This is a genomic window from Telluria beijingensis (assembly GCF_030770395.1).
GTDB lineage: Bacteria > Pseudomonadota > Gammaproteobacteria > Burkholderiales > Burkholderiaceae_D > Telluria > Telluria beijingensis.
Genome location: NZ_CP132480.1, coordinates 4,789,612 through 4,815,276 on the forward strand (window position 1 = coordinate 4,789,612; position 25,665 = coordinate 4,815,276).

The 25,665-nt window shown below is 67.8% G+C and carries 20 protein-coding genes; 12 read left to right on the forward strand and 8 right to left on the reverse strand.

Annotated elements, in window-relative coordinates; all coding sequences use genetic code 11:
- Positions 1–116: 116 nt before the first annotated feature.
- The 6 genes from Q9246_RS21090 (at position 117) to Q9246_RS21115 (ending at position 8,050) form a co-directional block, all read left to right on the forward strand.
- Positions 117–803 (forward strand): response regulator, encoded by a 687-nt coding sequence (locus Q9246_RS21090; RefSeq protein ID WP_306392787.1) that lies wholly within the window; start codon positions 117–119, stop codon positions 801–803.
- A 4-nt stretch (positions 804–807) separates the two neighbouring features.
- Entirely contained in the window at positions 808–2,259 is a 1,452-nt protein-coding gene (locus Q9246_RS21095; RefSeq protein WP_306392788.1) for a sensor histidine kinase, read from the forward strand.
- Between the two features lie 138 nt (positions 2,260–2,397).
- Positions 2,398–3,909 (forward strand): CitMHS family transporter, encoded by a 1,512-nt coding sequence (locus Q9246_RS21100; protein ID WP_306392790.1) that lies wholly within the window; start codon positions 2,398–2,400, stop codon positions 3,907–3,909.
- 37 nt (positions 3,910–3,946) lie between these two features.
- Entirely contained in the window at positions 3,947–4,714 is a 768-nt protein-coding gene (locus Q9246_RS21105) for a spermine/spermidine synthase domain-containing protein (protein WP_306392791.1), read from the forward strand.
- 154 nt (positions 4,715–4,868) lie between these two features.
- Positions 4,869–7,700, forward strand: coding sequence for a bifunctional diguanylate cyclase/phosphodiesterase (locus Q9246_RS21110; RefSeq protein WP_306392792.1), 2,832 nt, complete (start codon positions 4,869–4,871; stop codon positions 7,698–7,700).
- A gap of 128 nt (positions 7,701–7,828) precedes the next feature.
- A complete protein-coding gene (locus tag Q9246_RS21115) occupies positions 7,829–8,050 on the forward strand; it encodes a hypothetical protein (RefSeq protein WP_306392793.1) in 222 nt (73 codons plus the stop codon).
- Positions 8,051–8,114: 64 nt separating this feature from the next.
- Here Q9246_RS21115 and Q9246_RS21120 read toward each other — a convergent pair whose 3' ends face one another.
- Together Q9246_RS21120 and Q9246_RS21125 are read right to left on the reverse strand one after the other, a co-directional pair.
- Positions 8,115–8,486 (reverse strand): hypothetical protein, encoded by a 372-nt coding sequence (locus tag Q9246_RS21120; RefSeq protein ID WP_306392794.1) that lies wholly within the window; start codon positions 8,484–8,486, stop codon positions 8,115–8,117.
- Positions 8,487–8,545: 59 nt separating this feature from the next.
- Complete coding sequence (locus tag Q9246_RS21125; protein ID WP_306392795.1) at positions 8,546–8,686, reverse strand: hypothetical protein; 141 nt, start codon at positions 8,684–8,686, stop codon at positions 8,546–8,548.
- A 186-nt stretch (positions 8,687–8,872) separates the two neighbouring features.
- On the opposite strand from Q9246_RS21125, the gene Q9246_RS21130 reads away from it, so the two are divergent.
- Entirely contained in the window at positions 8,873–9,115 is a 243-nt protein-coding gene (locus Q9246_RS21130; RefSeq protein ID WP_306392797.1) for a hypothetical protein, read from the forward strand.
- A 4-nt stretch (positions 9,116–9,119) separates the two neighbouring features.
- On the opposite strand, the gene Q9246_RS21135 is transcribed toward Q9246_RS21130, so the two are convergent.
- Positions 9,120–9,326, reverse strand: coding sequence for a hypothetical protein (locus tag Q9246_RS21135; protein ID WP_306392798.1), 207 nt, complete (start codon positions 9,324–9,326; stop codon positions 9,120–9,122).
- Between the two features lie 467 nt (positions 9,327–9,793).
- Here Q9246_RS21135 and Q9246_RS21140 point away from each other — a divergent pair, with 467 nt between their 5' ends.
- The 3 genes from Q9246_RS21140 (at position 9,794) to Q9246_RS21150 (ending at position 18,646) form a co-directional block, all read left to right on the forward strand.
- The gene (locus Q9246_RS21140; protein ID WP_306392800.1) at positions 9,794–10,687 is read left to right on the forward strand and encodes an alpha/beta hydrolase; all 894 of its coding nucleotides are present in this window, start codon (positions 9,794–9,796) and stop codon (positions 10,685–10,687) included.
- A 16-nt stretch (positions 10,688–10,703) separates the two neighbouring features.
- Positions 10,704–11,711: a Kelch repeat-containing protein gene (locus tag Q9246_RS21145; protein ID WP_306392801.1), complete on the forward strand. Its 1,008-nt coding sequence runs from the start codon at positions 10,704–10,706 to the stop codon at positions 11,709–11,711.
- 239 nt (positions 11,712–11,950) lie between these two features.
- Positions 11,951–18,646 (forward strand): choice-of-anchor U domain-containing protein, encoded by a 6,696-nt coding sequence (locus Q9246_RS21150; protein ID WP_306392803.1) that lies wholly within the window; start codon positions 11,951–11,953, stop codon positions 18,644–18,646.
- Between the two features lie 21 nt (positions 18,647–18,667).
- Here Q9246_RS21150 and Q9246_RS21155 read toward each other — a convergent pair whose 3' ends face one another.
- Positions 18,668–18,970 carry a 2Fe-2S iron-sulfur cluster-binding protein gene (locus Q9246_RS21155; protein ID WP_306392805.1) on the reverse strand — a complete coding sequence of 101 codons (303 nt, stop codon included), beginning with the start codon at positions 18,968–18,970 and terminating at the stop codon, positions 18,668–18,670.
- A gap of 121 nt (positions 18,971–19,091) precedes the next feature.
- On the opposite strand from Q9246_RS21155, the gene Q9246_RS21160 reads away from it, so the two are divergent.
- Positions 19,092–20,135: a L,D-transpeptidase family protein gene (locus Q9246_RS21160; protein WP_306392807.1), complete on the forward strand. Its 1,044-nt coding sequence runs from the start codon at positions 19,092–19,094 to the stop codon at positions 20,133–20,135.
- 38 nt (positions 20,136–20,173) lie between these two features.
- Positions 20,174–20,866 (forward strand): M23 family metallopeptidase, encoded by a 693-nt coding sequence (locus Q9246_RS21165; protein WP_306392809.1) that lies wholly within the window; start codon positions 20,174–20,176, stop codon positions 20,864–20,866.
- Here Q9246_RS21165 and Q9246_RS21170 read toward each other — a convergent pair.
- The 4 genes from Q9246_RS21170 to ypfJ all read right to left on the reverse strand — a co-directional run bounded on the left by Q9246_RS21170 (position 20,835) and on the right by ypfJ (position 25,663).
- Positions 20,835–22,670, reverse strand: coding sequence for a M4 family metallopeptidase (locus Q9246_RS21170; protein ID WP_306392810.1), 1,836 nt, complete (start codon positions 22,668–22,670; stop codon positions 20,835–20,837). The two genes, Q9246_RS21165 and Q9246_RS21170, sit on opposite strands and share 32 nt — an antisense overlap.
- Positions 22,671–22,815: 145 nt before the next feature.
- Positions 22,816–23,421, reverse strand: a complete 606-nt coding sequence (locus tag Q9246_RS21175; RefSeq protein ID WP_306392811.1) for a hypothetical protein — start codon at positions 23,419–23,421, stop codon at positions 22,816–22,818.
- Between the two features lie 14 nt (positions 23,422–23,435).
- Entirely contained in the window at positions 23,436–24,620 is a 1,185-nt protein-coding gene (locus Q9246_RS21180; protein ID WP_306392813.1) for a zinc-dependent alcohol dehydrogenase, read from the reverse strand.
- 167 nt (positions 24,621–24,787) lie between these two features.
- Positions 24,788–25,663: a KPN_02809 family neutral zinc metallopeptidase gene (gene ypfJ, locus Q9246_RS21185; RefSeq protein ID WP_306392815.1), complete on the reverse strand. Its 876-nt coding sequence runs from the start codon at positions 25,661–25,663 to the stop codon at positions 24,788–24,790.
- Positions 25,664–25,665 lie beyond the last annotated feature (2 nt).

Genomic DNA, 25,665 nt, shown 5'->3' on the forward strand with positions numbered 1-25,665 from the left:
CGAATCTTGTGATGTTTTACTTTTGTGAGCCGACTATATGCGCGCTCACCTTTCAGTTCGCTTTCAATGGAGCACGGCCCTTTCCGCGGTCCCGCCTTTGCGCTTACACTGGCGCGATGAGAATCCTGCTAGTCGAAGACCACGTCGAGCTGTCGCATTGGGTATCCAAAGCCCTGCACGACGCCAACCTCACCGTCGAATGCGCCGCCACCGGCGCCGATGCCGACGCCCTGCTGCATACCCAGGACTATGCGCTGGTGATCCTGGACCTGACCCTGCCCCGCATGGACGGCCTGGACGTGCTGCGCCGCCTGCGCGCGCGCGGCGGCGCCCGCGGCGGCACGCCGGTGCTGATCCTGACTGCGCGCGGCGGCCTGGAAGACAAGGTGCAGGGCCTCAACCTGGGCGCCGACGACTACCTGCCGAAACCGTTCGAGCTGGCCGAACTCGAGGCGCGCGTGAAAGCGCTGCTGCGCCGCCGCAGCGGCAACGAGGCGCTGGTGCACCGCTGCGGCCAGCTTGCTTTTGATACCGTCTCGCGCATGTTCTCGTACTGCGGCGAGCCGCTGGCGCTGACGCCGCGCGAGCACGCGGTGCTCGAGGCGCTGATCGCCCGCCCGGGCCGCGCGCTGTCGAAGGACAAGCTGTTCCAGGAAGTGTTCGCGCTCGACGACGACGTCAACCTCGACGCCATCGAGCTGTACATCCACCGCATCCGCAAGAAGCTCGACCGCCCCGGCGGCGACGCCGCCATCGTCACCCTGCGCGGCATCGGCTACCTGATGCAAGAAAAGCCGGCCTGAGGCCATGGCCGCGCCACCGCCCCTGCTCCGCCGCCTCGCGGCCCGGCCGCTGGGCAGCCTGCGCCAGCAGCTGCTGCGCTGGCTGATCCTGCCGCTGGTGGCGCTGGTCGCGCTCAATGCCGTGTCGCTGTACCGCGACGCGCTGGACGCGGCCGACCTGGCCTACGACCGCTCGCTGCTGTCGTCCACGCGCGCGCTGGCCGAACGGGTCACCGTCCGCGACGGCAAGGTGGTGGCGAATGTCCCTTATGTTGCGCTGGACAGCTTCGAGACCGACACCCTGGGCCGCATCTACTACAAGGTGACCGGCCTGGAGGGCGAAACCGTCAGCGGCTATGACGACCTGCCGCCGGTGCCGCTTGAGGTGCCGCGCAGCGACCTGTATCCGGCCCTGGTGCGCTTCTACCATGCCAGCTACAACGGCGAGCGGGTGCGCATCGCGGCCCTGCTGCAGCCGGTGTACGACGATTCGATGCGCGGCATCGCCCTGATCCAGGTCGGCGAGACGCTCGACGCGCGCAACGCCCTGTCGCGCGACATCCTGCTCGACACCCTGTGGCGCCAGGCCCTGCTGGTGCTGGCGGTGGCGGCGCTGGTATGGTTCGCGGTGCGCCTGGTGCTGCGCCCCCTGATGCGGCTCAAGAACGAGGTCGAGACCCGGCCGCTGTCCGACCTGTCGAGCATCGACCAGGCGCTGGTGCACAAGGAGGTGCGGCCGCTGGTGGCGGCGATGAACGGCACCATGGCGCGCATGCAGGACCTGGTCGCCAGCCAGCGCCGCTTCATCGCCGACGCCTCGCACCAGTTGCGCACCCCGCTGGCGGTGCTCAAGACCCAGTCCGCGCTGGCGCTACGCGAACACGACCCGGCGGCGCTGCGCGCCATCGTCGGCTCGATGGCCGCCACCACCGATGCGGCCATCCACCTGGCCAACCGCCTGCTGGTGCTGGCGCGCATCGAGCATGGCGGCGGCGGCGAGCCGGCGCGTCCAGTCGCCCTGTCCGCGGTGGCGCGCCAGGTGGGGCTGGAAATGGCGCTGCCGGCGGTCCAGAAGGGTATCGACCTGGCGCTCGAGGCCGACACCGATGCCGACACAATGGTCCCGGGCCAGGAATTGCTGCTGCACGAACTGGTGGCCAACCTGGTCGACAATGCGATCCGCTACACGCCGGCTGGTGGCAGCGTGTTGCTGCGGGTGGGACGGCACGGCGGCCGGGTCGCGCTGGAGGTGAGCGACAGCGGCCCTGGCATCGCGGAGGAAGAGGCCGGCAAGGTCCTGATGCCGTTCTACCGCGCCCAGTCGACGCTGGAAGCCAATCCCGGCGGCACCGGCCTGGGACTGGCGATCGTGCGCGACATCGCCAACCTGCACGGCGCATCGCTTGCGCTGGGGCGGGCGGATGCCGGCGGCCTGAAAGTCGAGGTGATCTTCGACGGTTCGCGCGCTGAAAGCTGATTGAAAGCTTGCGCGGCCTATAGTTGGCGAAAACGGGGCACTGCCCCATTACGACAACGATCGGAGACATCATGAAGAAGCCGGCCTTCGCGCGCGCCGTCCTGGCGCCGCAATCCCCTACCGTTCGCGGAGCATGACATGCTGACCATCCTCGCCTATTCGATGATCGTCGTGTTCATGTTCCTGATCATGACCAAGCGCCTGCCGGCGCTGGTCGCGCTGATCGTCGTGCCGATCGCCTTCGGCCTGATCGGCGGCTTCGGCCCCGCGCTGGGCCCGATGATGCTCGACGGGATCCGCGCCCTCGCCCCCACCGGCGTCATGCTGATGTTCGCCATCCTGTATTTCGGCGTGATGATCGACGCCGGCCTGTTCGACCCGGTGGTGCGCATCATCCTGAAGCTGGTGCAGGGCGACCCGATGAAGATCGTGGTCGGCACCGCCGCGCTGGCGATGTTCATCTCGCTCGACGGCGACGGCGCCACCACCTACATGATCACCGTCTCGGCCATGCTGCCGCTGTACCTGCGCCTCGGGATGAGCCGCCTGACGATGGCCTGCGTCATCATGCTGGCTGGCGGCGTATTCAACATCCTGCCCTGGGGCGGCCCGACCGCCCGCGCCGCCACCGCGCTGGGCGTGGACGTGAGCGACATCTTCGTGCCGATGATCCTGCCGATGGCGGTCACCGCCGTCTGGGTGTTGTTCGTGGCCTATATGCTGGGCATGAAGGAGCGCAAGCGCCTCGGCACCGTGAGCCTGCCGGCGCAGGCGAAGGTCAAAAAGGCGATGCCGGCGACCGTGCTGCAGCCGGCCTTCAACGACCTCGCCGTGGCCGGCGAGATGAACGGCACCACCGGCCAGTGGAGCGCCGCGCCCGCCGCTGCGCGCGAAGGCAAGGTGCACGCCTTCGCCGGCCGCGTCGAGGCCCAGGCCGGCCCTGCCGCGCCCATGGGCGGTTCGGGCGGCGCCGGTGGCGGCGACACTTCGCCGGTCGGCGTTTCCTCGCCCGAGACCGCGCGTCCCAAGCTGATCTGGGTGAACTTCCTGCTCACCGTGGCCCTGCTGGTGCTGCTGGTGCTGGGCGCCCTGCCGCTACCGGTGCTGTTCATGATCTTCTTCGCGATCGCCATCACGGTGAACTACCCGGGCCTGGAGGCGCAGAAGGCGCGCATCGAATCGCATGCGGCCAATGTGCTGCCGGTGGTGTCGCTGATCTTCGCGGCCGGCATCTTTGTCGGCATCCTGCAGGGCACCAAGATGGTCGACGCCATCGCCCTGAGCGTGATCGCCGCGGTGCCGGACTGGATGGGCCCCTATCTCGCCATCGTCACCGGCCTGCTGAGCATCCCGTTCACCTTCTTCATCTCGAACGACGCCTTCTATTTCGGCGTGGTGCCGGTGCTGGCCAAGGCGGCCGAGGTGTATGGCATCACGGCGGCCGAGATCGGCCGCGCCTCGGTGATCGGCCAGCCGGTTCACCTGCTCAGCCCCCTGGTGGCTTCCACATACCTGCTGGTCGGCATGTGCAAGATCGAATTCGGCGACCACCAGCGCTACACCCTGATGTGGTCGATCTCGGCCTCGCTGGTGATGCTGGTGGTGGCGGTCGTGTTCGGCATCGTGCCGCTGATGGGCAACGCCGCCTGATACGCCGGCGGCGCTGGCGCTGGCATATACTCGGCGCATGCCAGCGCCCCTCGACCAGCCCCGCCTCGACGATCGTCCGCCCCTGGTGCGCACCGCGGGCGGGCGCCGCACCCTCGAATTCACCCCCGGCGACGTCCAGAGCGAGATGCTGCTCGCGCGTCCCGACGCGCTGGTGCTGGACTACACGCGCGCCATGATGTGCTTCGCGCTGTTCGTGCCCGACCCGCGCCACATCGTGATGGTGGGCCTGGGCGGCGGCTCGCTGGCCAAGTTCTGCCACCGCCATTTTCCGCGCACGCGCATCACGGTGCTCGAGATCCGCGCCGACGTGATCGCGCTGCGCGATACCTTCTGCCTGCCGCCGGACGATGCCCGGTTGCGCATCCTGCACTGCGACGCCGCCGACTACCTGGCGCGCGCACCGGGCGGCTGCGACGTGCTGCTGGTCGACGGCTTCGACAGCCGAGGCCTGCCGTCCACCCTGACCAGCGGCGCCTTCTATGCCGCCTGCCGCCGCGCCCTGCATCCCGGCGGCGTGCTGGTGGCGAATATCTTCACCTACGATCCCCAGTACCCGAGCGCGCTGCAGCGCCTGCGCGCCGCCTTCGACGGACGCCTGGCCTGGTTTACTGGTATCGCCGGCAACAACCGGATCCTGTTCGCCGCGCGTCCCCACCCGGGCGCGCCTACCCGGGGGGAGCGCTGCCTGGCGCGGCTGGCGCGCAAGGAAGGCCGCGGCCTGGGATGGAGTAACCGCCTGCTGGCGCGCCTGCTGGTGGCCTGGCTGGCGCGGCGCCACCCCTGAACTCCTGCCGCGTGTGGAAGAAATGTTGCGTTCGCTACGATTCGTTTGCGGGTCCACCGGCTTTATGACACACTTGCGCGGATTAATGCCTGCCAGCAAGCACCTTTTCTCCATCGTCCTGACACCGTCCGAGCCTTTCCTGGAACATGAACCAATGCCGCGCCGACCGCTCCGTTCGCTGACTCTCGCGGCGGCCCTCACGCTGGGAGGCGGCCTGGCGGCCTCCTGCGGCCTGTTCCTGGGTGTCAGCCATCTCGAATACGACAACCTGGGCCTGGCCTTCGCCCAGCGCGCCGACCAGCGCGTGGCGGCGGTCAGCCAGGGCATGGATCGGGCGATCGAAGTGCTGGCGGTGACCACCCAGCTGTTCTCGAACGGCGAGACGGTCAGCCGGGAACGCTTTGCCGACTTCACCTCGCGCCTGCTCGAACGGCATCGCTTCATCCAGGCCTTCAATTTCCAGCGCGCGGTACGGGCGCAGGACCGCGCGGTATTCGTGGCCGAACTGCAGCGAATCAGGCCCGGCACCATCCTCACCGAGCGCACGCCGCAGGGCAGCATGCCGGCGCCGCCGCGCAGCCGCTACCACGTCATCGAATATGTCGAGCCGATGGCCGGCAACGAAGCCGCTTTCGGCCTGAACGTGGGCCAGAATCCTGCCATCATGGCCGCGCTCGACATGGCGCGCAGCAATGGCCAGCCGGCCGCCAGCGCGCTGCTGACCCTGGCCCAGGCGCCGCTCGAAAAGACGGCGTTCGACCTCATCATGCCGGTATTCGACCGCGAGGGCGGATTGCGGGGCAATACCGCGGTCGTGATCCGCGGCGAGGAACTGGTTCGCCAGTCGCTGCTCGGGGCCGGACTGCTCGATCGCGACGATATCTTTGTGTCGGTGTATGCCGGCGAACAGGCCGATCCGGCGACCCTGCTGCTGTCGACCGGGCCGACCGCGCGCCAGGCGCGCACCGGCCTGGTCGGCTGGCTGCGCCCGGATCACGGCGCCCGCAGCATCGTCTTGCAGGCCGGCGGCCGCCCATGGCGGATCGACGTCGCCGCCGCGCCGCGCCCTTTCCTGGCCGACCACATGGCGTCGCTGGCGCTGCTGGTGGGCGGCATCCTGGTGACCCTGCTCGGCACCGCCATCGTGCAGTCGGCGGGGGTGCGCGCGCGCAAGGTCCAGCAACTGGTGCGCCAGCGCACCTCGGACCTGCGCCGCAGCAACCGCCGCCTGGTCGAGGACATGGCCGCGCGCGAGCGCGCCGAGAAAGCGCTGCTGCAGAGCGAGCAACGCTTCCGCCAGCTGGTCGCGATGTCGTCCGACTGGTACTGGGAACAGGATGCCGCGTTCCGCTTCACGATGATCACCGGCGGCTTCACCGAGAAATCCGGGGTCGCGGTGCAGGGCCTGCTCGGCAAGACGCGCTGGGAATACGTGCCGGGCCTGCTCGACAGCGACTCCGGCCGCGAGCATCTGGCCAAGATGCAGGCCCACGAAGCCTTCGCCAACCTCGAATACCAGGTGATCGACGACCGCGGCGACACGCGCTGGTTCTGCGTGAACGGCCAACCGATCTTCGACGAGGCCGGCGTGCTGCAGGGCTACCGCGGCACCGGCAGCGACATCACCGTGCGCAAGCTGACCGAACAGCGCGTGCACCACATCGCCCAGCACGACGTGCTGACCGGCCTGCCCAACCGCTCGCTGCTGCAGGATCGCCTGGGCCAGGCGATCGCCTATGCCAACCGCAGCGGGCGCGCGGTATGGGTGATGCTGATCGACCTCGACCGCTTCAAGTTCGTCAACGACAGCATGGGCCACAAGGCCGGCGACGTGCTGCTGGTGACGGTGGCGGCGCGCCTGCGCTCGTCGCTGCGCGATGCCGATACGGTGGCGCGGCTGTCGGGCGACGAATTCGTGGCGATCCTGGGCGAGCATGCCGACGAGCCGCTCAACCCGGCCATCGTGCAGCGCGTGATGGATGCGGTGGCCCAGCCAGTCATGCTGGGCAATAAGGAATTCTTCGTCACCTGCTCGATCGGGGTAGCGGTGTATCCGAGCGAAGGCACGTCCAGCGACCACCTGATCGAGCACGCCGACATCGCCATGTACCGCGCCAAGAAGCTGGGCCGCAACAACTTCGTGTTCTATACCCCGGCCATGAACGAAGAGTCGATGGAACGGGTGCGCATCGAAAGCGCGCTGAGGAATGCGCTGGAACGCGACGAGTTCGTGCTGCACTACCAGCCGCAGGTCGACCTCAAGAGCGGCCAGATCGTGGGCATGGAAGCGCTGATCCGTTGGGACCATCCGGAACTGGGCATGGTGCCGCCGGGCCGCTTCGTCGGCGTGGCCGAGGAAACCGGCCTGATCGTCCAGATCGGCGCCTGGGTGATGCGCACCGCCTGCGCCCAGAACAAGGCCTGGCAGGATGCCGGCCTGCCACGCCTGCGGGTGGCGGTGAACCTGTCGGCGCGCCAGTTCGGCGCCCCCGACCTGCTGCACAGCCTGGAATCGGCGCTGCACGACACCGGCCTGGATCCGGCCTGCCTCGAGATCGAGCTGACCGAGAGCCTGTTCATGAGCGACGTGACGCCGGCGGTGGAATTGCTGCACCGGATGAAGGCGCTCGGCGTGAACCTCTCGATCGACGACTTCGGCACCGGCTACTCGAGCTTCTCCTACCTGTCGCGCTTCCCGATCGACGTGCTCAAGATCGACCGCTCGTTCGTGGCCGACATCACGCACGACGCCAACGATGCCGCGATCGTCACCTCGATCATCGCGCTGGCCCACAACCTCAAGCTGGCGGTGATCGCCGAGGGCGTGGAAACCCTGGAACAGCTCGACTACCTGCGCAGCCGCGGCTGCGACGAAATGCAGGGCTATTACTTCAGCAAGCCGCTGCCGGCCCACGAGTTCGAGCAGTTGCTGCGCCAGCGGCGCGCACTGCCGGCGCCGGCGCCGGGCGAAGCAGTGCCGGTCTGACGCGGCCGCGCAACGCCCTTATCCGGGGTGCATGCAATTTTAATTTCTTGGAAACATTTCCATAGCTATTCGGCATCTCTGGTCGTACAATAACCGTGCAAATATTGCACTAACGGAGTACAGAGACCATGATGATGAATGACATGCCTGAGGTGGCGGCGCAGTCCACTACCCAGGCGACCCGCCGGCAGCGTACCGACAGCCGTACGCGCGACCTGGTCAACCAGGCGGTGGCCTCGATCCCGACGCTCGGCCTGCAGCGCGCGGCCGAGTTCCTGGCCACGATGAACGTGCCGGCCGAGGTGGCGGTGCGGGCGCTGGTGTATCCGAAGCGCCGGCGCGCCAGCTAGGCGCCAACTGCGTTGCCGGCTGCGCTGCCGGCTATATTGGCGGCGCCCCTTCAGCGCATCTGCTTCAGCGGCTTTGTTCCTGCTGGTCGATATCTGCCAGCGATTCGCGGCCCCGTTCGCTCAGCGCATGGCCGCCCGCTTCCAGCGGCACGATGTGCGACTTGCGGCCCAGGAAGCGCAGCACGTCCTCGTCGAGCGCCGCCATCGGGTCGGCTGCCAGCGCGCGCAGGCCGGTGACGCAGCGACGCAGGAACAGCACTTCTTCTCCCTTGTCGGTGAGGGTCAGCCGCTTGTCGCGGCCCAGGGACATCAGCTTGATGCCGCACAGGCGCTTGGTATTGCGTCCCACGCAGGCCGTCGCCAGGTTGGCCTTGCCACCACGGCGCACCAGTTCCAGCGCGTCGTATTCGTCCGTCGTCAGCTTCTCGTTTTTCATTACCGCATTCAATTAAGCAAAGCGCGCATGGTACGCGCCCCGGCCCGTCGCGGCAACCGTCAGCGCAGCGAACGCAGCGCGTACCAGCCGATGCCGGCCCCGGCAATTACCCCGAGCAGCAGCGCCAGCTGTGCGCGGCGCGATGCCAGCAAGGGGCTGCGGCCCAGGTAAATCTTGTTGTACAAGGTCGAACCCATCATCTCCTCCTGCTTTTTATTGTTACAAGCTCATTATAGAAACCGCCATATTGCCGCTTTGTGACAGCGAGCACACCGCGCGTCATGGACGACGAAAAAGCAACACCCGGGCCGCCATCCTGCCGCGCGCCGGGACGGCGGGGGCTTTGCTAGGATCGTACGACATTGACAACTTTAGCGGAGCACAGCATGAACGACCCGACGCCCAATATCGATCCCAAGAACAAGGGCCGCGCGATGTACGAGGAGGCGGACATCGGTAGCGGCGAACGTTCCCCGGGGCAGCATGAAACCGATGAAATGATTCGCGGCATCCCTTCACGGCCGTCGAACAAGCAGTCCGACGACGGCAAGCAACATGGCGGCAAGGAAGGCAATGAAGGCGGTGGCGGTGAACCACCGGCCAACCGCCAGGGGACGCCTGGCGTTTGACCGCTCAGCTCGCCCGGATCGGCGGTTCGGGCAGGCGTGGTTCCTCGACCGGGGCATTGACCGGGTCGGGGACGTCGTCCGGCACGGGCGGCGGCGGTGGGGTTGGCGGTTCGCCGCCGGGAATGTCCGGTTCGGGGGTGGAGTGCATCCGCTGGCCGATGCCGGCATGCCAGGATTCGTAGGTCGGAAGTTCGGTCCGGGTAGTGATCATAGAGGCCTCTCAGGTTGAGCGCGCGCCATCGACCGCGGCGGCGCGCGAAGACATGGAAGGCAACACTGTTGCTAATGCCGTTAAGTTAAGAGTAGCCACCACGTCGTTACCTCCACTGGAGGTAACGACTTCCCGCGAAGGCGGGAACCCAAGTTCTGCTAACGTCGTCGAAACGCTCGCAGAATTAGGTTCCCGCCTTCGCGGGAACGACGGCTTTTACGCTAACTTAGCGGCATTAAACACTGTTGTCTGTTCTTTCGTGCGCAGCCTAGCATGGATGGCGCAGGCCGGTTTTTCGATTGGTCTGCCGGACAAACGGCTATAGTGACGTTTTATCCNGCGGCATTAAACACTGTTGTCTGTTCTTTCGTGCGCAGCCTAGCATGGATGGCGCAGGCCGGTTTTTCGATTGGTCTGCCGGACAAACGGCTATAGTGACGTTTTATCCACTCCGGCAATATCCCACCATGCGCCTGTCCAGCCTGCTTCCTTTCTTCCTGTGCGGCGCACTCCTGAACGCCACCGCCGCCCCGATGAAACTCGACGATTACCTGGCCCTGAGCGGCCCCGCCCCCTCCGCCAAGCTGGCCTATGGCCCCGCCCCATCGCAATATGCCGAACTGTTCGTGCCGCAAGGCGCCGGGCCATTCCCGGTGGCGGTGCTGGTGCATGGCGGCTGCTGGACCAGCAAGTTCGGCGGCATCACCCAGTTCCGCAACATGGCCGGCGCCCTGGCCGCGCGCGGCATCGCGGTGTGGAATGTCGAATACCGGCGCGTGGACGAGGAAGGCGGTGGCTATCCCGGCATGTACCTCGACATGCATGCGGCGCTCGACCTGCTCGCCGCCAACGCCGCCGCGCACAAGCTCGACCTGGAACGCATCGTCGCGGTCGGCCATTCGGCTGGCGGCCAGCTGGTGCAGTGGATCGCGGGACGCGCGCGCATCCCGGCCGGCAGCCCGCTGCACCGGGCCAATCCCCTCAAGGTCGACCGCATCGTCAGCCTGGGCGGCCTGGCCGACCTGCGCCACGAGGCGGCGCTGATCAAGTCCAGCTGCGACCGCGACATCGCGCAACTGGCCGGCACGCCGAGCCCTGGGCGGCCAGACGTGCTGGTCGATACCAATGCCGCCGACCTGATGCCCAATGGCAGCCGCACCTGGCTGGTGACGGGCGAACTCGATACGATCTCGCCACCGCGCGTGGCCCGCGACTACGCCGCGCGCGCGAAAGCGGCCGGCGACGCAGCCGAGGTCGTGATCCTGCCGAACGCCAGCCATTACGACGAAGTGGCGGCGACCTCGCCAAGCTGGCCGCAGGTAGTGCGGGTGATCGAACAGGCGCTCGCCATCCCACGCTGAACGAAGGAGTACCATCTTGAAACGCATCGTGCCGGCGCTGCTGGCAATGACCCTGCTTGGCACTTCCGGCGCCGCCATGGCGCAGGCCTGGTCGCGCCTGGCCGACACCTCGCTGGCGCGCCAGGAAATCTATCCTACCGTCCTGGACGGCAAGATCTACGTGGCCGGCGGCATCCTGACGGCGGCGCCGGGCTTTACCGACCTGTTCGAATCCTACGATGCGGCCACCGACCGCTGGACGCGACTGGCGCCGCTGCCCGAAGGCCGCCACCACATCGCCCTGGCCGCGGCGGGCGGCAGGATCTACGGCATCGGCGGCTTCTCGGGCGCGATTCCCGACTGGCGCGCGCACGCCTCGGTGTTCGTGTACGACCCGAAGTCCGGCCGCTGGTCGAATGGCCCTTCCCTGCCGCAGGCGCGGGCCGAAGGCGTGGTCGCGACGAGCGGCGACAGGATCTATTTCATCGGCGGGCGTATCCCGACCAGCGCCGGCGCAAGGCACATCGGCGAGCACGCCGACACCAGCCGGGCCGAGGCCCTGGACGTCCGTTCGGGACGCTGGGAACGCATCGCCGACGCCCCCAGCGCGCGCAATAGCGCCGCCGGCGCGGTCATCGGCGACAAGATCTATGTGGTCGGCGGGCGCCAGATGGTGGCGCAGGCCGATGGCCGCTCGCGTCCGGTCAACGTGGCGACCCTGGAAGTATATGACCCGGCGACCAACCGCTGGGAAACCCGGGCCCCGATGCCGCTGGCCCAGGGCGGCCTGGCGGCGGCGGCCCATGGCGGCAAGCTGTATGTGTTCGGCGGCGAGCAGTTCGTGCCGCAAGCGAAGGTATTCGGCGAGTCCTGGGTCTACGATCCGGCGCTCGACCGCTGGTCGGCGCTGCCGGCCATGGCGACGCCGCGGCACGGGCATGGCGCCGCCGTCGTCGGCCAGCGCATCTACCTGATGGGTGGCGGGGAAAGGGTCGGGGTGGCGGCCAGTGCGGTGCATGAAGCGCTGGCGATGCCTGTGCGTTGACGTTGTCCGAGGGACTGGCTGCAGGACGATGCGCGTCGCGCGGGTACAACGCTAAGCTTGGCCAATAGGCAACAACCTCGAAGAAATATTGCTGAATTACCACAAATTACTTTCCCAGTGTTGCTTTCAATTTACCATGCGGCAATAATTGCTTGCAGGTACATTCTTACGCCACGTTGTGTCCCGCCGCCGCATTATCGCCCAGGGCGCGATCTTCCTGACCCATTCATACGCTCACCATGACCGATCAAACGCTCAACGACGCCACTTACGGCGATTCCGTGCCAGTCACCGGCCCCTTCACCATCGCCGCGGCCCGTCCGGGCCAGTCCGGCACGATGTGGGTCAACGATGGCGGCGTGGCCAACTCGCCATGGAGCGGCAGTGGCGAGGGGCGCGAACTGTCGTTCATCATCAACAGCGTTCATTACCCGGCTTCCTACGACGCAGGCTTGCGCGGCCGCTTCGAATACGATACCGGCGATGGCCAATGGCATACGCTGCTGGTGCTCTACCAGGATGGCCGGGTCAATCCGAGTGTCGACCACGACAACGGAGGCACCCCCGCGCCCTACGGCGCGACGATTCGCTACGTCGACGAGCGCCCGAACGACGACACCACGCAGGAAATCCATATCCGCTTCTTCAACCCCGTGACCAACAGCGGCTTCACCAGCTCCAGCTTCAAGGTCGCCGCCGACCTGGCGCCGACCGGCATCGAGGCCAATACGCTCAACCTGTGGAGCAACAGCGCCGCCGGCGACGACGTCGCCACCCTGAGCGCGCTCGACACCGGCACCACCGTGGGCGGCCTGTACGAACTGGTCGACCAGTCGCAGGCAGGCCTGTTCGAAGTCGACGGCAATATGCTCGTCAAGGGCAGCGGCGAACTGGCCGCCGGCCAGACCGCCAGCGTCACGCTGCGCTATTACGACGCCTTCAGCCGCTACCCGGACGGCACGCCGATTCCCGGACAGGGCGTGGAACAGACGCTGACCTTCACCGGCCGCGCCAACCCGACCGGGCTGGGCCCCGAGGTGCATGTCAACACGACCACTGACGGGCAGCAGGATACGCCGCAAGTGGCCGTCCAGGCCGATGGCAGCTACATGATCGCCTGGGCCTCGGCATTCAGCGTGAGGGGGCAGAAGTTCGATGCGGCCGGCGCCAGGGTCGGCGAAGAGTTCCTCATTGCAGCCGACTCGCATACGCCGGCCATCGCCGCGCTCGACGACGGCAGCTACGCGGTCGCCTATGTTCACAACCAGGACAACGTGAAGGTTCGCCTGGTCGACGCCGGCGGGACGGTTGGCGCGGCCATCGACGGTCCGTCCGACCTGACGGGCTATCAATGGTATCCGGTCATGACGAAACTGGCCGACGGCGGGTTCGCCGTGGCCTGGGCCACCCAGGGCGCCAATAACAACTGGGACATCATGTCGCGCGCGTTCGACGCCGACGGCGTGGCGGTCCCCGGCAGCGAAGCGATCGTGCACGGCAGCTCCGACGGCTGGCAGTGGAACGCCGGCATCGGCACACTCGACGACGGCAACTATGTGGTGACCTGGGAATCGAAGGACGGCAGCTTCGGCGCCCGCGCCACCGTGATGGCGCAGGTGATGGGCGCGAGCGGCCCTGTCGGCAGCGCCATCACGGTGGCCGCGGAGGTCGCGGACTCGGTGTACGCCAAGGTGGCCGGACTCGCGGGCGGCGGCTTCGTGGTGGTCTACGAGGCCAGCGGCACCACCGAAGGCGGCGTGACCGACAGCGACCGGAACCACAACGTCTTCGCACGCATCTACGACGAGAGCGGCAACCCGGATGGTCCGGCCTTCGTGGTCAGTGCCGACGTGGCTGGCAACCAGGTGCAGGCCGTCGTCACCGGCCTGGACGACGGCGGCTTCGCCATCGCCTGGGTCTCGAGTACCGACCCGGAAGGCAATGGGGATGTGTTCGGCCGCAGCTTCGACGCCGACGGCACGCCGCGCCAGGACTACGACATCCTGCTCAACGAAACCGGCCGCAGCAACTACCAGGGCCAGCTCGCCGTCGCCGCGCACGGCGGCGGCGGCTTCGTCGCCACCTGGCTCGACACCGCGGGCGACGGTCCCGGCGACTACGGGATCGTCGCGCGCGTGGTCGACCCGGACGGCGGCAACACCGTCAACCACAAGCCGCAGCTGTCGCGCGGCGCGACGCTCGATGCGATCCTCGAGGACGTGGCGAGCCTGAACGTGGAAGACGTCTCCGACAGCGCCAATCCGCCACCGAACCGGGGCACGGACGTGGCCGACCTGGTGGACGATTCCGGCTACGCCGATCCCGACGGCGATCCCCTGGCCGGCGTGGCCATCAGCGGCAACACGGCCAATCCGCTCACCCAGGGACGCTGGCAATATTCGAACGACCCGGATGGGAAGTTCTGGAAGGACATCGGCACGGTCTCCGCCACGTCCGCGGTGCTGCTGCCGGCCGGCGCGACCACCACCCACATCCGATTCGTGCCAGTGGCCGATTTCAATGGCGCACCTGGCGGCCTGACCGTGCACGCCATCGACGCGACCGGCGGCGACCTGCCATTCTCCCGCTGGAACGGCGCCGTCGAGACCGGCCAGCGCATCGACCTCACCGATCTCGACGCCAGCTCGCCGGTGTCCAATGGCGTCGCCTGGGGCATCCAGGTCACCGCCGTCAACGATGCGCCCGTGATCGCCAACCTGGGCAGCGCCGACAACCAGAGCATCGCCGCCTCGGCCGGCGCCGTGCCGCTGGACCTGGGCACGGCCGTGGTCGTGACCGACGTCGACAGCGCCGACTTCGCCGGCGGCGCCCTGTCGGTCATGATGAGCGACCGCCAGGGAGGCGACGTCCTTGCCTTGGCGACCGGCGGTGCGGTCAGCCTGTCGGCCGGCATGACGACCGGCAGCATCGTCTCGGTGGATGGCGTCTCCGTCGGCACCATCGGCCCGGGAGACGGCAACGACCAGGATCTCGTCGTGCTGTTCAACGCCGGCGCCAACGCGGCGTCGGTCACCAAGCTGATCCGTGCGCTCACCTTCGACGCCGGCCCGACCGCGGGCGAGCGCCATGTGAGCGTCGTCGTCAGCGATGGCGATGGCGGCATGCCGATGTCGAACCCGGCCACCACCGTGATCACGGTCACGGCCAACCCGACCGTCACCATCGGCGCCGACCGCACGGACTTCGCGGCCGGCGAGCGCGCCGGGCTGACCTTCACCTTCAGCGACGTGCCGAATGGCTTCGCCGAGGACGACATCAGCATCAGCGGCGGCACGCTGGACGACTTCGCCGCCACCTCCGACCCGAAGGTCTACACCGCGACCTTTACGCCCAACGCCGGCGAGAACAGCCTGGCCGCCAGCGTCTCCATCGCCGCCGGCAAGTTCACCGACGCCGACAACCGGGACAACCTGGCGTCCAATGTGCTGTCGCTGACCGGCGACACCGCGGCGCCCGTGGTGCGCGATGCCAACCTGTGGCTCTCGGGCGGCACCGGCACCGGCGGCACTTACAGGATCGGCGACCAGCTCGTGGCCACATGGAACAATAGCGCCAGCGGCGACAACAACCTCGACCTGGCGAACGTGACCTTCGACCTGAGCCAGTTCGGCGGCAGCGCGAACGCCAGCGCTATCCAGCAGGGCGGGCACTGGAGCGTCACCCACACGATCACGGCCGGCGCCATCGATGCCCTCGACCTTAACTTCAGCGTGCGGGCCGAAGACACGGCCGGCAACGTCACGGTGCGCGCCGACAGCACCGGCGCGACGGTCGACAACGTGGCGCCGAACGTGAGCGGCGCGGCGATCTCGCTGTCCGGCGCGACCGGCGTCGGCGGCGTCTTCCTGGCGGGCGACACCGTCACCGCCACCTGGACCGGCGAGGGCCACGGCGACCTGGCGGCGGTCGGGTTCGATTTCAGCCAGTTTGGCGGCGGTCCGGTGGTCGGTGTCGCGACCTCCGGCGGCTGGAGCGCCAGCCATGTGATCGCGAACGGCGTGGCGGTTAGCGGCGCCGGCGTCACCGTGAGCGCTACCGACGACGCCGGCAACACGGCCTCGCACGACGGCGGCAGCGCCAACGTGGACGCCTCGCGTCCGACCGTGACCAGCATCACGCCCGTGACCACGCCGGGCGCCGGAGACAGCACGCGCTCCTACACGGTGGTGTTCAGCGAGGCCGTCGACGGGGTCGAACCGGGCGACTTCCTGGTGGCCACCACCGGCAGCGCCACCGGCAACCTGGCCGGGATCAACGGTTCCGGCACGACCTGGACGGTCGACGTCGACCAGATCGGCGGCCGCGGCACGCTCGCCCTGACGCTCAAGGACGACAGCGGCATTCTCGATGCGGTGGGCAACCTGCTGGCCGACGGCACCAGCAGCGATCCGGCGGCGGTCGGCGCCAATACCGCCCCGGTCATCGGCGCCCACGGCGGCGGCGGCAGCGGGGCCATCGAAGTGGCCGAGGCGCGCACGGCGGTCACCGCCTTCACCGCCACCGACGCCGACCAGGATCCGCTCGCTTACAGCATCACCGGCGGCGCCGACGCCGCCCTGTTCGGCATCGACGCGGCCACCGGCGCCCTGCGCTTCCTCAGCGCGCCGCTGGCGGCGACGCCGACGGACGCCGGCGCCGACGGCGTCTACGACGTCACCGTGACCGTCAGCGACGGATTCGGCGGCGCCGACAGCCAGTCGCTGGCCGTGACGGTGCTGGCCGACCTGGACCGCGACGGCATCGCCGACATCCACGACGACGACCTCGACAACGACGGCGGCCTGAACGACGCGGAAACCGCGGTGCCGAGCGCCTGGGTCGACGGCGCCGTCGGTCCGACGGGCGACGGCAACGGCGACGGCCTGGCCGACAACACGCAGCGCAACGTCACCTCGCTGCAGACCGCGGGCGCCGGCGCGCCGTACGCCACCGTCGCCGTCGGCGACGGGCTGGTCCTGAGCGCGGTGGCGGCATCGGCCGCCCCGACCAGCGGCCTGCCGCGCAACGTCAAGCTGCCGCTGGGCCAGCTGGAGTTCACGATCGGCCAGGTCGCCCCGGGCGGCACCGTCCAGGTCTCGGTCTACGTCGATGCGACGGAGAAGGTCAACAGCTACTTCAAGATGGACAATACCGGCAAGTGGGTCAACATCGCCAAGTCCTTCTCCACCGTCGGCACCAAGACCAGGATCACCTTCGACCTGGTCGATGGCGGCGTGCTCGATGCCGATGGCACGGTCAACGGCAGCATCAGCGATCCGGGCGGCGTGGCGATGCTGACCCCTCTCATCACCAGCAACGGCGGCGCCGTGACGGCGACGACCACGGTCAGGGAAGGAGCGCGCGTGGTCACGGCCGTCACCGCGACCGCAGAGGCAGCGGTCGTCTATACCCTGGGCGGCGCCGATGCCGCCTTGTTCGAGATCGACCAGGCCACCGGCGTACTGCGCTTCCGCGAGGCGCCCGACTACGACAAGCCGCAGGACACGGGGGGCGCCGCGCACGACAACAGCTACGTGGTGGAGGTGACGGCGACCGATTCCCATGGCGCCGACACCCAGACGCTGACGGTGAACGTGGCCAGGGCGAACACGCCGCCGGTGGGCAATCCGGCGCCGACGCCAAGCACCGTCGACGGCGTGCACATCACCACCGGCACCATTATCAACAGCAGCGGCGGCACCAGCCAGGTGATCACGGTGCCAGTGGTGCAGCCTGGCCGCGTCGACCAGGTCGGCGGCAACGACGTGGCCGATATCCCGCTGGTCAAGGACGCGGGCGGCGTCCCGCTCCTGAGCGTGCAGGTGCCGACCGGCATGGGCCTGGAAGCGACCGGCAGCGGCGCCCCCAGGGCCGCGGGCGACTCGCTGGCCGACCTGATCCGCGAGATCCAGGAACATACCGACGACGGTTCGCGCGACCAGGCCAGCCTGACGGGCGGCGGTTCGTCCTTCCTGTCGAACCTGGCGGCCGGCACGCCGCTGCTGGTGCAGACCATCGTGCCGACCGCGGCCGCGGGCGCGGCCGGCCCCGATGGCGCGCTGGTCATCACAGGCGCATCGCCGACGGCCGGCAATCCGCTGACGGCGCTTGTGATCGACGCCCGCGGCCTGCCCAAGGGGGCGACGCTCGAACTGCAGAACGTCGAATTCGCGGCGGTGATCGGCGAGGTCAGGGTGACCGGCGGGGCCGGCGCCCAGACCGTGTGGGGCGACGGCGAGGCGCAATACCTGGTGCTGGGGGACGGCGACGACGTGCTGCACGGCGGCGCCGGCAACGACACCGTCGGCAGCGGCGCCGGCAACGACCGCATCTACGGCGATGCCGGCGACGACCTCGTGTTCGGCGGCCAGGGCGACGACTTCATCGACGGCGGCAGCGGCAGGGACACGCTGCTGCTGGCCGGGGCCGGACGCGCCGAGTACACGCTGCGCGTCAAGGATGGCATGCTGGAAGTGAAGCACCTGGTGGACGGCGCCGATGGCACCGACCTGGTCGCCGGCATCGAGGTCCTGCGTTTCGGACCGAACGGACCGGAGATCGACTTCAACGCCAGCGAAGTGGCCCACCTGGTGCGCCTGTACAGCGCCGCCTTCGACCGCCAGGCCGATACCGGCGGCATCAACCACTGGATCGCCATGCACGAAGCCGGCATGGCGCTGCACGACATCGCGGACTACTTCATGGGCACCCAGGAAGCGGTGGCGATGTATGGCAGCCTGTCGAACGAAGCGTTCGTCGCCAGGCTGTACCAGGTGGCGCTGCACCGCGAAGGCGATGCCTCCGGCATGGCGTTCTGGACCGGCACCCTGGACAGCGGCGTCATCGACCGGGGCGACGTGCTGTGGAATTTTGCGGCGTCGGATGAGAATGTCGGACTGGTTGGCGTGATCGATACGTCGGTCGATACGATCTGAGCCGAACGGACGAGCGAAGCTTCACATCTCCCGGCAACGGCGCGCCAGCGGCGCCACGACCACCAGGTCGCTGCGCGCCAGCGCCACGCAAGGCAGGATATAAGCCTCACGTTTCTCGTCGAACGACAGGCCCGGCCACTCGATCGTATACGCCACGGTGCCCGCTTGCAGCCGGCAGATGCAGGTCCGGCAAGTCCCGTTGCGGCAGGAACTCGGCGCATCGAACCCGGCCGCCTCGAGCGCCTGCAGCAGGGTCGTATCTTCTTGCGCGGTAAAACTGGCGCCGAGTGGCACCAGCGTGACGGTGTGGGATTGGGTCGACATGGCCCCGATTGTAGCGCCGGACGGGACAAACCGGGCCCGGGCGGTGAGTTCGTTCTCGCACAGACCCGGATGGGTGATGTCACTACGCTAAGGTTTCCAGATGCACATTGCAGGAGACCGTATGACGAAAGCTACCGCACTGACCCTGATCGCCGCCCTCGCAGGCGCCCTCCCCCATGCCCATGCCCATGCGCAACAGCAGGTAGCCCCGCAAGTTCCGCCGCCCGCCACCACGCAACAGGCGCCGCTCCAGAACGCCCCGACGCAACCCGGCGTGATTGCCCCCGGCGCCGTGCAAGACCCCGCCATCGCCGAGCAGGCCGAATTCGAACGCCTGCTGCGGGCGCAAGTGCTGCTCGAGCGCATGTACCTGTCGCCGGGCGAAATCGATGGCGCCTATGGCTCGAACATGCGCCAGGCCCTGAACACCTACCAATCCATGCGCCAGCTGCCCGTAACCGGCAAGCTCGACGACGCCACCTGGAACGCCCTGAATACCGACCCGAGCCCCACGCTGGCCGAGTACACGATCACCGACGAAGACGTGGCCGGCCCCTTCCAGCCGATTCCGTCCACCATGATGGGCAAGGCGAAACTGTCCGCCCTCGGCTACGCCAATGCCCTCGAAGGCCTGGGCGAGAAATTCCACGCCAGCCCGGCCCTCCTGCAACGGCTGAACCCGGGCAAAAGCCTGGCGCGCGCCGGCGAGCGGATCGTGGTGCCGCATGTGAGCGGCAAGCAGCCGCTGCCGCCGGCGGCGAAGGTCGTGGTACGCGATTCGACCAAGACCCTGCAACTGTATGACGCCGGCGGCCAGTTGCTGGCCCAGTATCCGGTCTCGACCGGCAGTAGCCGCGATCCGCTGCCGATCGGCAATTGGAAAATCAATGGCGTGCACGCCAACCCGGTCTACAACTACAACCCGAAACTGTTCTGGGACGCCAAGCCGGGCGACAGCAAGACGCAGATCAAGCCGGGCCCGAACAACCCGGTCGGCGTGATGTGGATCGACCTGTCGAAACCGCACTACGGCATCCACGGCACGCCGGTGCCCGGCCACGTGGGCAAGACCGAGTCGCATGGCTGCATCCGCCTGACCAACTGGAGCGCCGCCGAAGTGGGCGCCGTGGTCGGCGAAGGCACCGATGTGGAGCTCGTTAGTTAAACCTGGCAGCGGCGCGCAGACGCCGGATGGAGAACGCGATGAAATGGCTGGTGACCCTGATTGTTGGCGCGCTATTGGGCGCCGCGGTGTTGTTCATATTGCTGAGCGACCGGTCCGGCTCGCCGGCGCCGGACGTCGTCGCCACCGCGCCGCCGGCGTCCAATCCGGGCGGCGTGCCCGCGGCGCAGATCGAGGGCCAGCTGCCGCCCGCGCCGGTGGTCGAGCCCAACCTGCAGGACGCCGACCTGCCGCTGCGGCCCGAACTCGCCGCCGGCGAGACACCGGCGACGCCCACCATGCCCGGCAAGCTGCTGGTGCCGGTGCAGGGCATCGCCTCGAGCCAGCTGACCGACACCTTCTATCAACCGCGCGGCGAACAGCGCCAGCATGAAGCGCTCGACATCATGGCGCCGACCGGCACGCCGGTGGTCGCGGCGGCCGACGGCAAGGTGGTCAAGCTATTCCAGAGCAAACCGGGCGGCCTGACGGTCTACCAGTTCGACCCGAGCGAACAATATGCCTATTACTACGCCCACCTCGACCGCTATGCCGACAACCTCCAGGAAGGCATGGAGGTCAAGCGCGGCGACATCGTCGGCTACGTCGGCGCGACCGGCAATGCCGACCCGGCCGCGCCGCACCTGCACTTCGCCGTCGTCGCGCTGACGCCCGAGAAGCAATGGTGGAAAGGCACCCCGCTCAATCCGTTTCCACTAATGTCCGACCAGTAGCCGGCGCGGACGACGGCTCGGCCACCGGCTCGTCGACGTCCGCCCCCACATTGATCGCCGCATAGGCGCGCTGCACCGCCACCGCCTCGCGTCCGCCGGCGCCATACAGTTCGGCGGCGGCCTCGATCATCTTGACGCGCGCATCCGCGTAATTGGTGCTGGACGTGAACTTGGTCGAGTTGGCGCGGAACCAGATGCGGAAGGCCTTGTCGATGCCGATGCCCGTCATCGCCAGCGGCTGCTTCACCAGGTAGCGGCTCCAGGCGTCGTTGCCGTTCTCCGCACTGGAACCCTTGGCCAGGAAGTAGAACATGCGGTTGTTCGGGCCGCTGCTGTAATGGACGTCCAGCCGGCGCAGGCCCGTGCTCCAGGCGTCGTGGCTGTTGCCGTCCTTGCTCGGCTTGGTCATCCAGCGCAGCGGCGTGCCGGTGCGGCTGATCTCGCTGCCCAGCATCCAGTCGTTGCCCGTCTCGGGAATGACGTCGCCCTTGCCGCCGCCGCGCGCATAGGCCTCGACCACCTCGCCCGCGATGTCCGAGCTCGATTCGTTCAGGCCACCGGGCTCGCCCGAGTACACCAGGTTCGAGGTCGCCGCCGTGATGCCGTGCCCCATCTCGTGACCGACCACGTCGATCGACGCCAGGTTGGTGAAATGCGTGCCGTCGCCGATGAACATGCAGCGGCAGGTGTCGCTGTAATAGGCGTTGTCGTAGCCGCGGTTGACGTGCACCGCGATGTGGGTAGCCGTGTCCTGGCCGTCGAGCGCCAGCCAGCCCAGCACGTTCTTGTGCATGTCGTAGGTGTTCTTCAAGCCCCACATGGCGTTGACGGCGGCGGTCTGGCCGTTCGGTCCCGTGGTGCTGCCGCCCTCGACGAACTGCTTGCCGTCGCCCCAGGTGTTGACGGTGCTGGTGTAGACCCGGCCGCTCGAGGTGCCGTGGTTCGCGTTGGTGATCGCCATCGCGCCGAACGAGCCGCCCTTGCCGCGTTCCGGGTCGAGCATCTGGTAGACGTTGTTGGCGAAGGTGGTGCTGAGCGGCACCTCGCCGTTGTACTGGCTCTTGCCGATGCCCTCCACCGTCTGCAGCATGTTCCAGCGGTCGATGATGTCGCCGTTGCGGGCGCTGACCACGACGTCGTAGTACAGGGGTTGTTCTCCGCTGCGCATGCGCAGGCGCACCAGCCAGGCCAGCTCGTAGCGGTCCACCGTCTCGACCAGGTCGACCGCGTTCAGTTCGGCATCGAGCTTGCCCTCCGCGCCGGGCGCGCGCTCGTCGCGCATGATCGGATAGATGAGCAGTTCGGCCGTCGGCGGCGTGACGTTGGCCACGCCCTCGGGCATCTCGCGCAGCGCGGCGTTGATCGCGGCGCGGCGGCCGATGGTGGATTTCACGTTGAAGCCGGCGGTGGCGCCCTGCATGCGGTTGGCCGCGCCGCGTCCCAGGTGCAGGCGGCGCGGCGAGGCGCTCTCGGACACGATCTGGCCGCGCGCATCGAGCACCACCACGGATTCGGAGCCGAAGATCCGCAGCCCCTTGTACAGGTGGGCGGCGCGCACCACGTGGGTGCCCTGCACGCCCGGGTGCTGGGCCATCACCTTGTAGCCGTGGTCGGCGTCCAGGCCGACCGCCGGGCGGCGCGCCGCCAGCTGGTTCACGACCTGGGCCTGGGCCTTGCCGTCCAGCTTGAGCGGCGGCCCCATCATCGGCGCCGCCAAAGCGGCGGGCGCGACAGTCAGGGCAAAGGGCGCGAACAGGACGGCAGCCGCCAGCAGGGCTGCCTTGAGAAGCGGTTGCGGGATCATCTCGTCTCCATCCGGTATGCCGGGCCGGGTGGCGCCGGTCATCGACCATGATGGACGAGCCTGATAAGGTCGGTTTGCTCAAAAACAATGACCGCGTTGCCAATGTTGGCAAGGCGGTCATCGTGGGTGGCCCGCAGGGCCGGATTCAGCGGTAGCGCCGGCCGCGCCGCTGCATCAGGTAGCAGGCGACGCCGATCACGGCCGCGCCCAACGCGACCTTCTTCGCCAGCCCGGCCGGGTTGTGCTTGAGCTCGGACTTGATGCCCATCTCGGCCAGGATGTTCGGCACCTTGCCCTTGGCCAGGTCGTCGCCGATGCCTTCCACCACATTGACGCGGTCGGCCAGCAGCAACAGCAGCCAGTGACGGACATCGTTCTCGGTGGATTTGAACGCCAGGCGCCGGATGGCGCCCGACAGGCCGGACGGCGGCTGCACCGACCCGAACAGCGGCGTGCGGCCGGGACGCTCGGTCGAGACCAGGACTTCGACGTGCTGCTCTTGCGGCGCCGGGTCGCCGTCCGGCACGTTGATGAAGCGTGGCGGCGTGCGTTCCATCGGCACGCCGGGGCGGTTCTTGCGGTCGAGGTCGGCGCCCCAGCCCTGGATGTGCTGCAATTGGTCGCGGGTCGGGCGGCGCGGTGCGATGTGGCCGTGGACGTGGCCGACGTGGCCGTCGCCGTCATGCTCGCCCGGCGCGTGGTGGCCGTCGTGCTGGTCGTTGGCGCTGACGATATCGTTGCGTGTTTCCATATTTTCTCCTGGACTCAATGCTGGACGCTGGCCTTGACGGCGCGCACTTCATTGGCGCGCGGCGGGACGAGGATGGTCTTGATGCAGTTATCGAGCTTACTGGAGAAGATATGATAGGCATCCGACACTTCTTCCAGCGGCACGCGGTGGGTGATGATCTGCTTCGGATCGATCCGGCCGGCGCGGATGTGCTCGATCAGGCGCGGCAGGTGGCGCCGCACGCTGGCCTGGTTCATGCGCAAGGTCAAGCCCTTGTTCAGCGCGTTGCCGATCGGGACCGCGTTGAAGGTGGGGCCATAGACGCCGACGATCGACACATTGCCGCCCTTGCGCACCGAGTTGATGCACCAGTGCAGCACGGTGGCCGAACCGGCCTGCATCATCGTGTAGACGCCGGTGATGGTCTGCATGGTGTTGCCGGCCGCTTCGCAGCCGACGGCGTCGATGCAGACGTCGGCGCCCACCCAGTCGGTCATCTTCTTGATGTGCAGCGCCATGTCCTTCACTTCCTTGAAGTTCACGACCTCGCATTGTGCGTAGCGCTTGACGAACTCGAGGCGATATTCGACCTCGTCCACCACGATCACCCGCCCGGCTCCCATCAGCCAGGCCGACTTGGCGGCGAAGATGCCGACCGGACCCGCGCCGAACACGACGACCGTGTCGCCTTCCTCGATGTCGCCCATCTCGGCCGCCTGGTAGCCGGTGGGCAGCGCATCGGTCAGCAGAACGGCGTCGTCGTCGTGGATGTCGTCGGGGATGACCATCGGGCCGACGTCGGCCATCGGCACCCGCACGTACTCGGCCTGGCCGCCATCGTAGCCACCCGCCGTGTGCGAATAGCCGTAGATCGCGCCCACCGCCGTGGACTGCGCATTCGTGTTGTGGCAATTGCCGTACAGCTCGTGCTGGCAAAGCGTGCAGGAACCGCAAAAGATATTGAATGGCACCAGCACCTTGTCGCCGACCTTCAGGTTCTGCACGCTCGATCCCACCTCTTCCACCACGCCGATGAACTCGTGGCCGAAGGTATGGCCGACCCGGGTATCGGGCACCAGGCCGTGGTACAGGTGCAGGTCCGACCCGCAGATGCAGGCCCGGGTAACGCGCACGATGGCGTCGCCGGGATGCTCGATGACGGGGTCGGGCTTGTGATCGGCGCGGACCCGATATGGCCCGCGGTAATTCATTGCCAGCATGGAGGCTCCTTCACAATTCGGTTGTTGACGGCTCGTGCAAGAACGAGCTGATGTGACACAAATTTATGTTAAAACGTCACGAATTGCGATAGGCGCACGGAAACGAATGCGGACTCTATCGAATAAAATCAGTTAACTATGTACAAATGGCAATTATTCAGTGCCATTTATAGCTGACGGGCATCGAATGTATTGCAGTCTGCAACTTGCCCGCTTTTCAGTCCGCGCTGGAACCAGCGCACCCGCTGGGCCGAAGTGCCGTGGGTGAAGGAATCGGGCACCACCACGCTGCGCGACTGTTTTTGCAGGGCGTCGTCGCCGATGGCGCTGGCCGCGTTCAGCGCGGTTTCCACATCGCCCTGCTCCAGGATCTTCGAACGTTGATTGGTGCGGTTGGCCCACACGCCGGCGAAGCAGTCGGCCTGCAATTCCTGGCGCACCGACAGGGCATTGCCCTGGGTCTCGCTGGCGCGCTGGCGGGCCGCATGCACCTTGTTCGAGATGCCCAGCAGGTTTTGCACGTGGTGGCCGACCTCGTGCGCAATCACGTAGGCCTGGGCGAACTCGCCCTCGACATTGAAGCGCTGCTGCATGGTGCGGAAGAAGCCCAGGTCGATATACACCTTGCTGTCGGCGGGGCAATAAAAGGGCCCCGTCGCGCTCTCGCCGACACCGCAGGCAGTATTGGTACGGCCTTCGAACAGCACCAGCCGGGCCGGCGTGTACTGCGCACCCTGTTCGCTGAACAACTGGGCCCAGGCATCCTCGGTATAGGCCAGCGTGGTGCGCACGAAGCGGCTTTCGCGGTCGTCGGCGCGCTCGCCGGGCGCCTGCTCGACCTGCGCCTGCCGCTGTGGCGGCGCGCCGCCCGACAGTAGGCCGAGGATGGTAGCCGGCGATACGCCCAGGAAATATGATGCAACCAGGGCGACGACGATGGTGCCGATCCCGATCGAGCGCCCGCCGAAGCCGAAGCCCCCGCCGCCGCCACTACCGCGGCGGTCTTCCACATTGTCGCTTTCCCGGTCGCCTTCCCAACGCATCG

Bases quoted from the DNA above. Each gene is read 5' to 3' on its own strand.
- Q9246_RS21125 (WP_306392795.1), bottom strand. From the start codon at position 8,686: ATGATGGGTTCGACCTTGTACAACAAGATTTACCTGGGCCGCAGCCCC.
- ypfJ (WP_306392815.1), bottom strand. From the start codon at position 25,663: ATGCGTTGGGAAGGCGACCGGGAAAGCGACAATGTGGAAGACCGCCGC.
- Q9246_RS21155 (WP_306392805.1), bottom strand. From the start codon at position 18,970: ATGTCGACCCAATCCCACACCGTCACGCTGGTGCCACTCGGCGCCAGT.
- Q9246_RS21180 (WP_306392813.1), bottom strand. From the start codon at position 24,620: ATGCTGGCAATGAATTACCGCGGGCCATATCGGGTCCGCGCCGATCAC.
- Q9246_RS21150 (WP_306392803.1), top strand. From the start codon at position 11,951: ATGACCGATCAAACGCTCAACGACGCCACTTACGGCGATTCCGTGCCA.
- Q9246_RS21105 (WP_306392791.1), top strand. From the start codon at position 3,947: ATGCCAGCGCCCCTCGACCAGCCCCGCCTCGACGATCGTCCGCCCCTG.
- Q9246_RS21115 (WP_306392793.1), top strand. From the start codon at position 7,829: ATGATGATGAATGACATGCCTGAGGTGGCGGCGCAGTCCACTACCCAG.
- Q9246_RS21165 (WP_306392809.1), top strand. From the start codon at position 20,174: ATGAAATGGCTGGTGACCCTGATTGTTGGCGCGCTATTGGGCGCCGCG.
- Q9246_RS21100 (WP_306392790.1), top strand. From the start codon at position 2,398: ATGCTGACCATCCTCGCCTATTCGATGATCGTCGTGTTCATGTTCCTG.
- Q9246_RS21160 (WP_306392807.1), top strand. From the start codon at position 19,092: ATGACGAAAGCTACCGCACTGACCCTGATCGCCGCCCTCGCAGGCGCC.
- Q9246_RS21175 (WP_306392811.1), bottom strand. From the start codon at position 23,421: ATGGAAACACGCAACGATATCGTCAGCGCCAACGACCAGCACGACGGC.
- Q9246_RS21135 (WP_306392798.1), bottom strand. From the start codon at position 9,326: ATGATCACTACCCGGACCGAACTTCCGACCTACGAATCCTGGCATGCC.
- Q9246_RS21130 (WP_306392797.1), top strand. From the start codon at position 8,873: ATGAACGACCCGACGCCCAATATCGATCCCAAGAACAAGGGCCGCGCG.
- Q9246_RS21170 (WP_306392810.1), bottom strand. From the start codon at position 22,670: ATGATCCCGCAACCGCTTCTCAAGGCAGCCCTGCTGGCGGCTGCCGTC.
- Q9246_RS21110 (WP_306392792.1), top strand. From the start codon at position 4,869: ATGCCGCGCCGACCGCTCCGTTCGCTGACTCTCGCGGCGGCCCTCACG.
- Q9246_RS21095 (WP_306392788.1), top strand. From the start codon at position 808: ATGGCCGCGCCACCGCCCCTGCTCCGCCGCCTCGCGGCCCGGCCGCTG.
- Q9246_RS21120 (WP_306392794.1), bottom strand. From the start codon at position 8,486: ATGAAAAACGAGAAGCTGACGACGGACGAATACGACGCGCTGGAACTG.
- Q9246_RS21140 (WP_306392800.1), top strand. From the start codon at position 9,794: ATGCGCCTGTCCAGCCTGCTTCCTTTCTTCCTGTGCGGCGCACTCCTG.
- Q9246_RS21090 (WP_306392787.1), top strand. From the start codon at position 117: ATGAGAATCCTGCTAGTCGAAGACCACGTCGAGCTGTCGCATTGGGTA.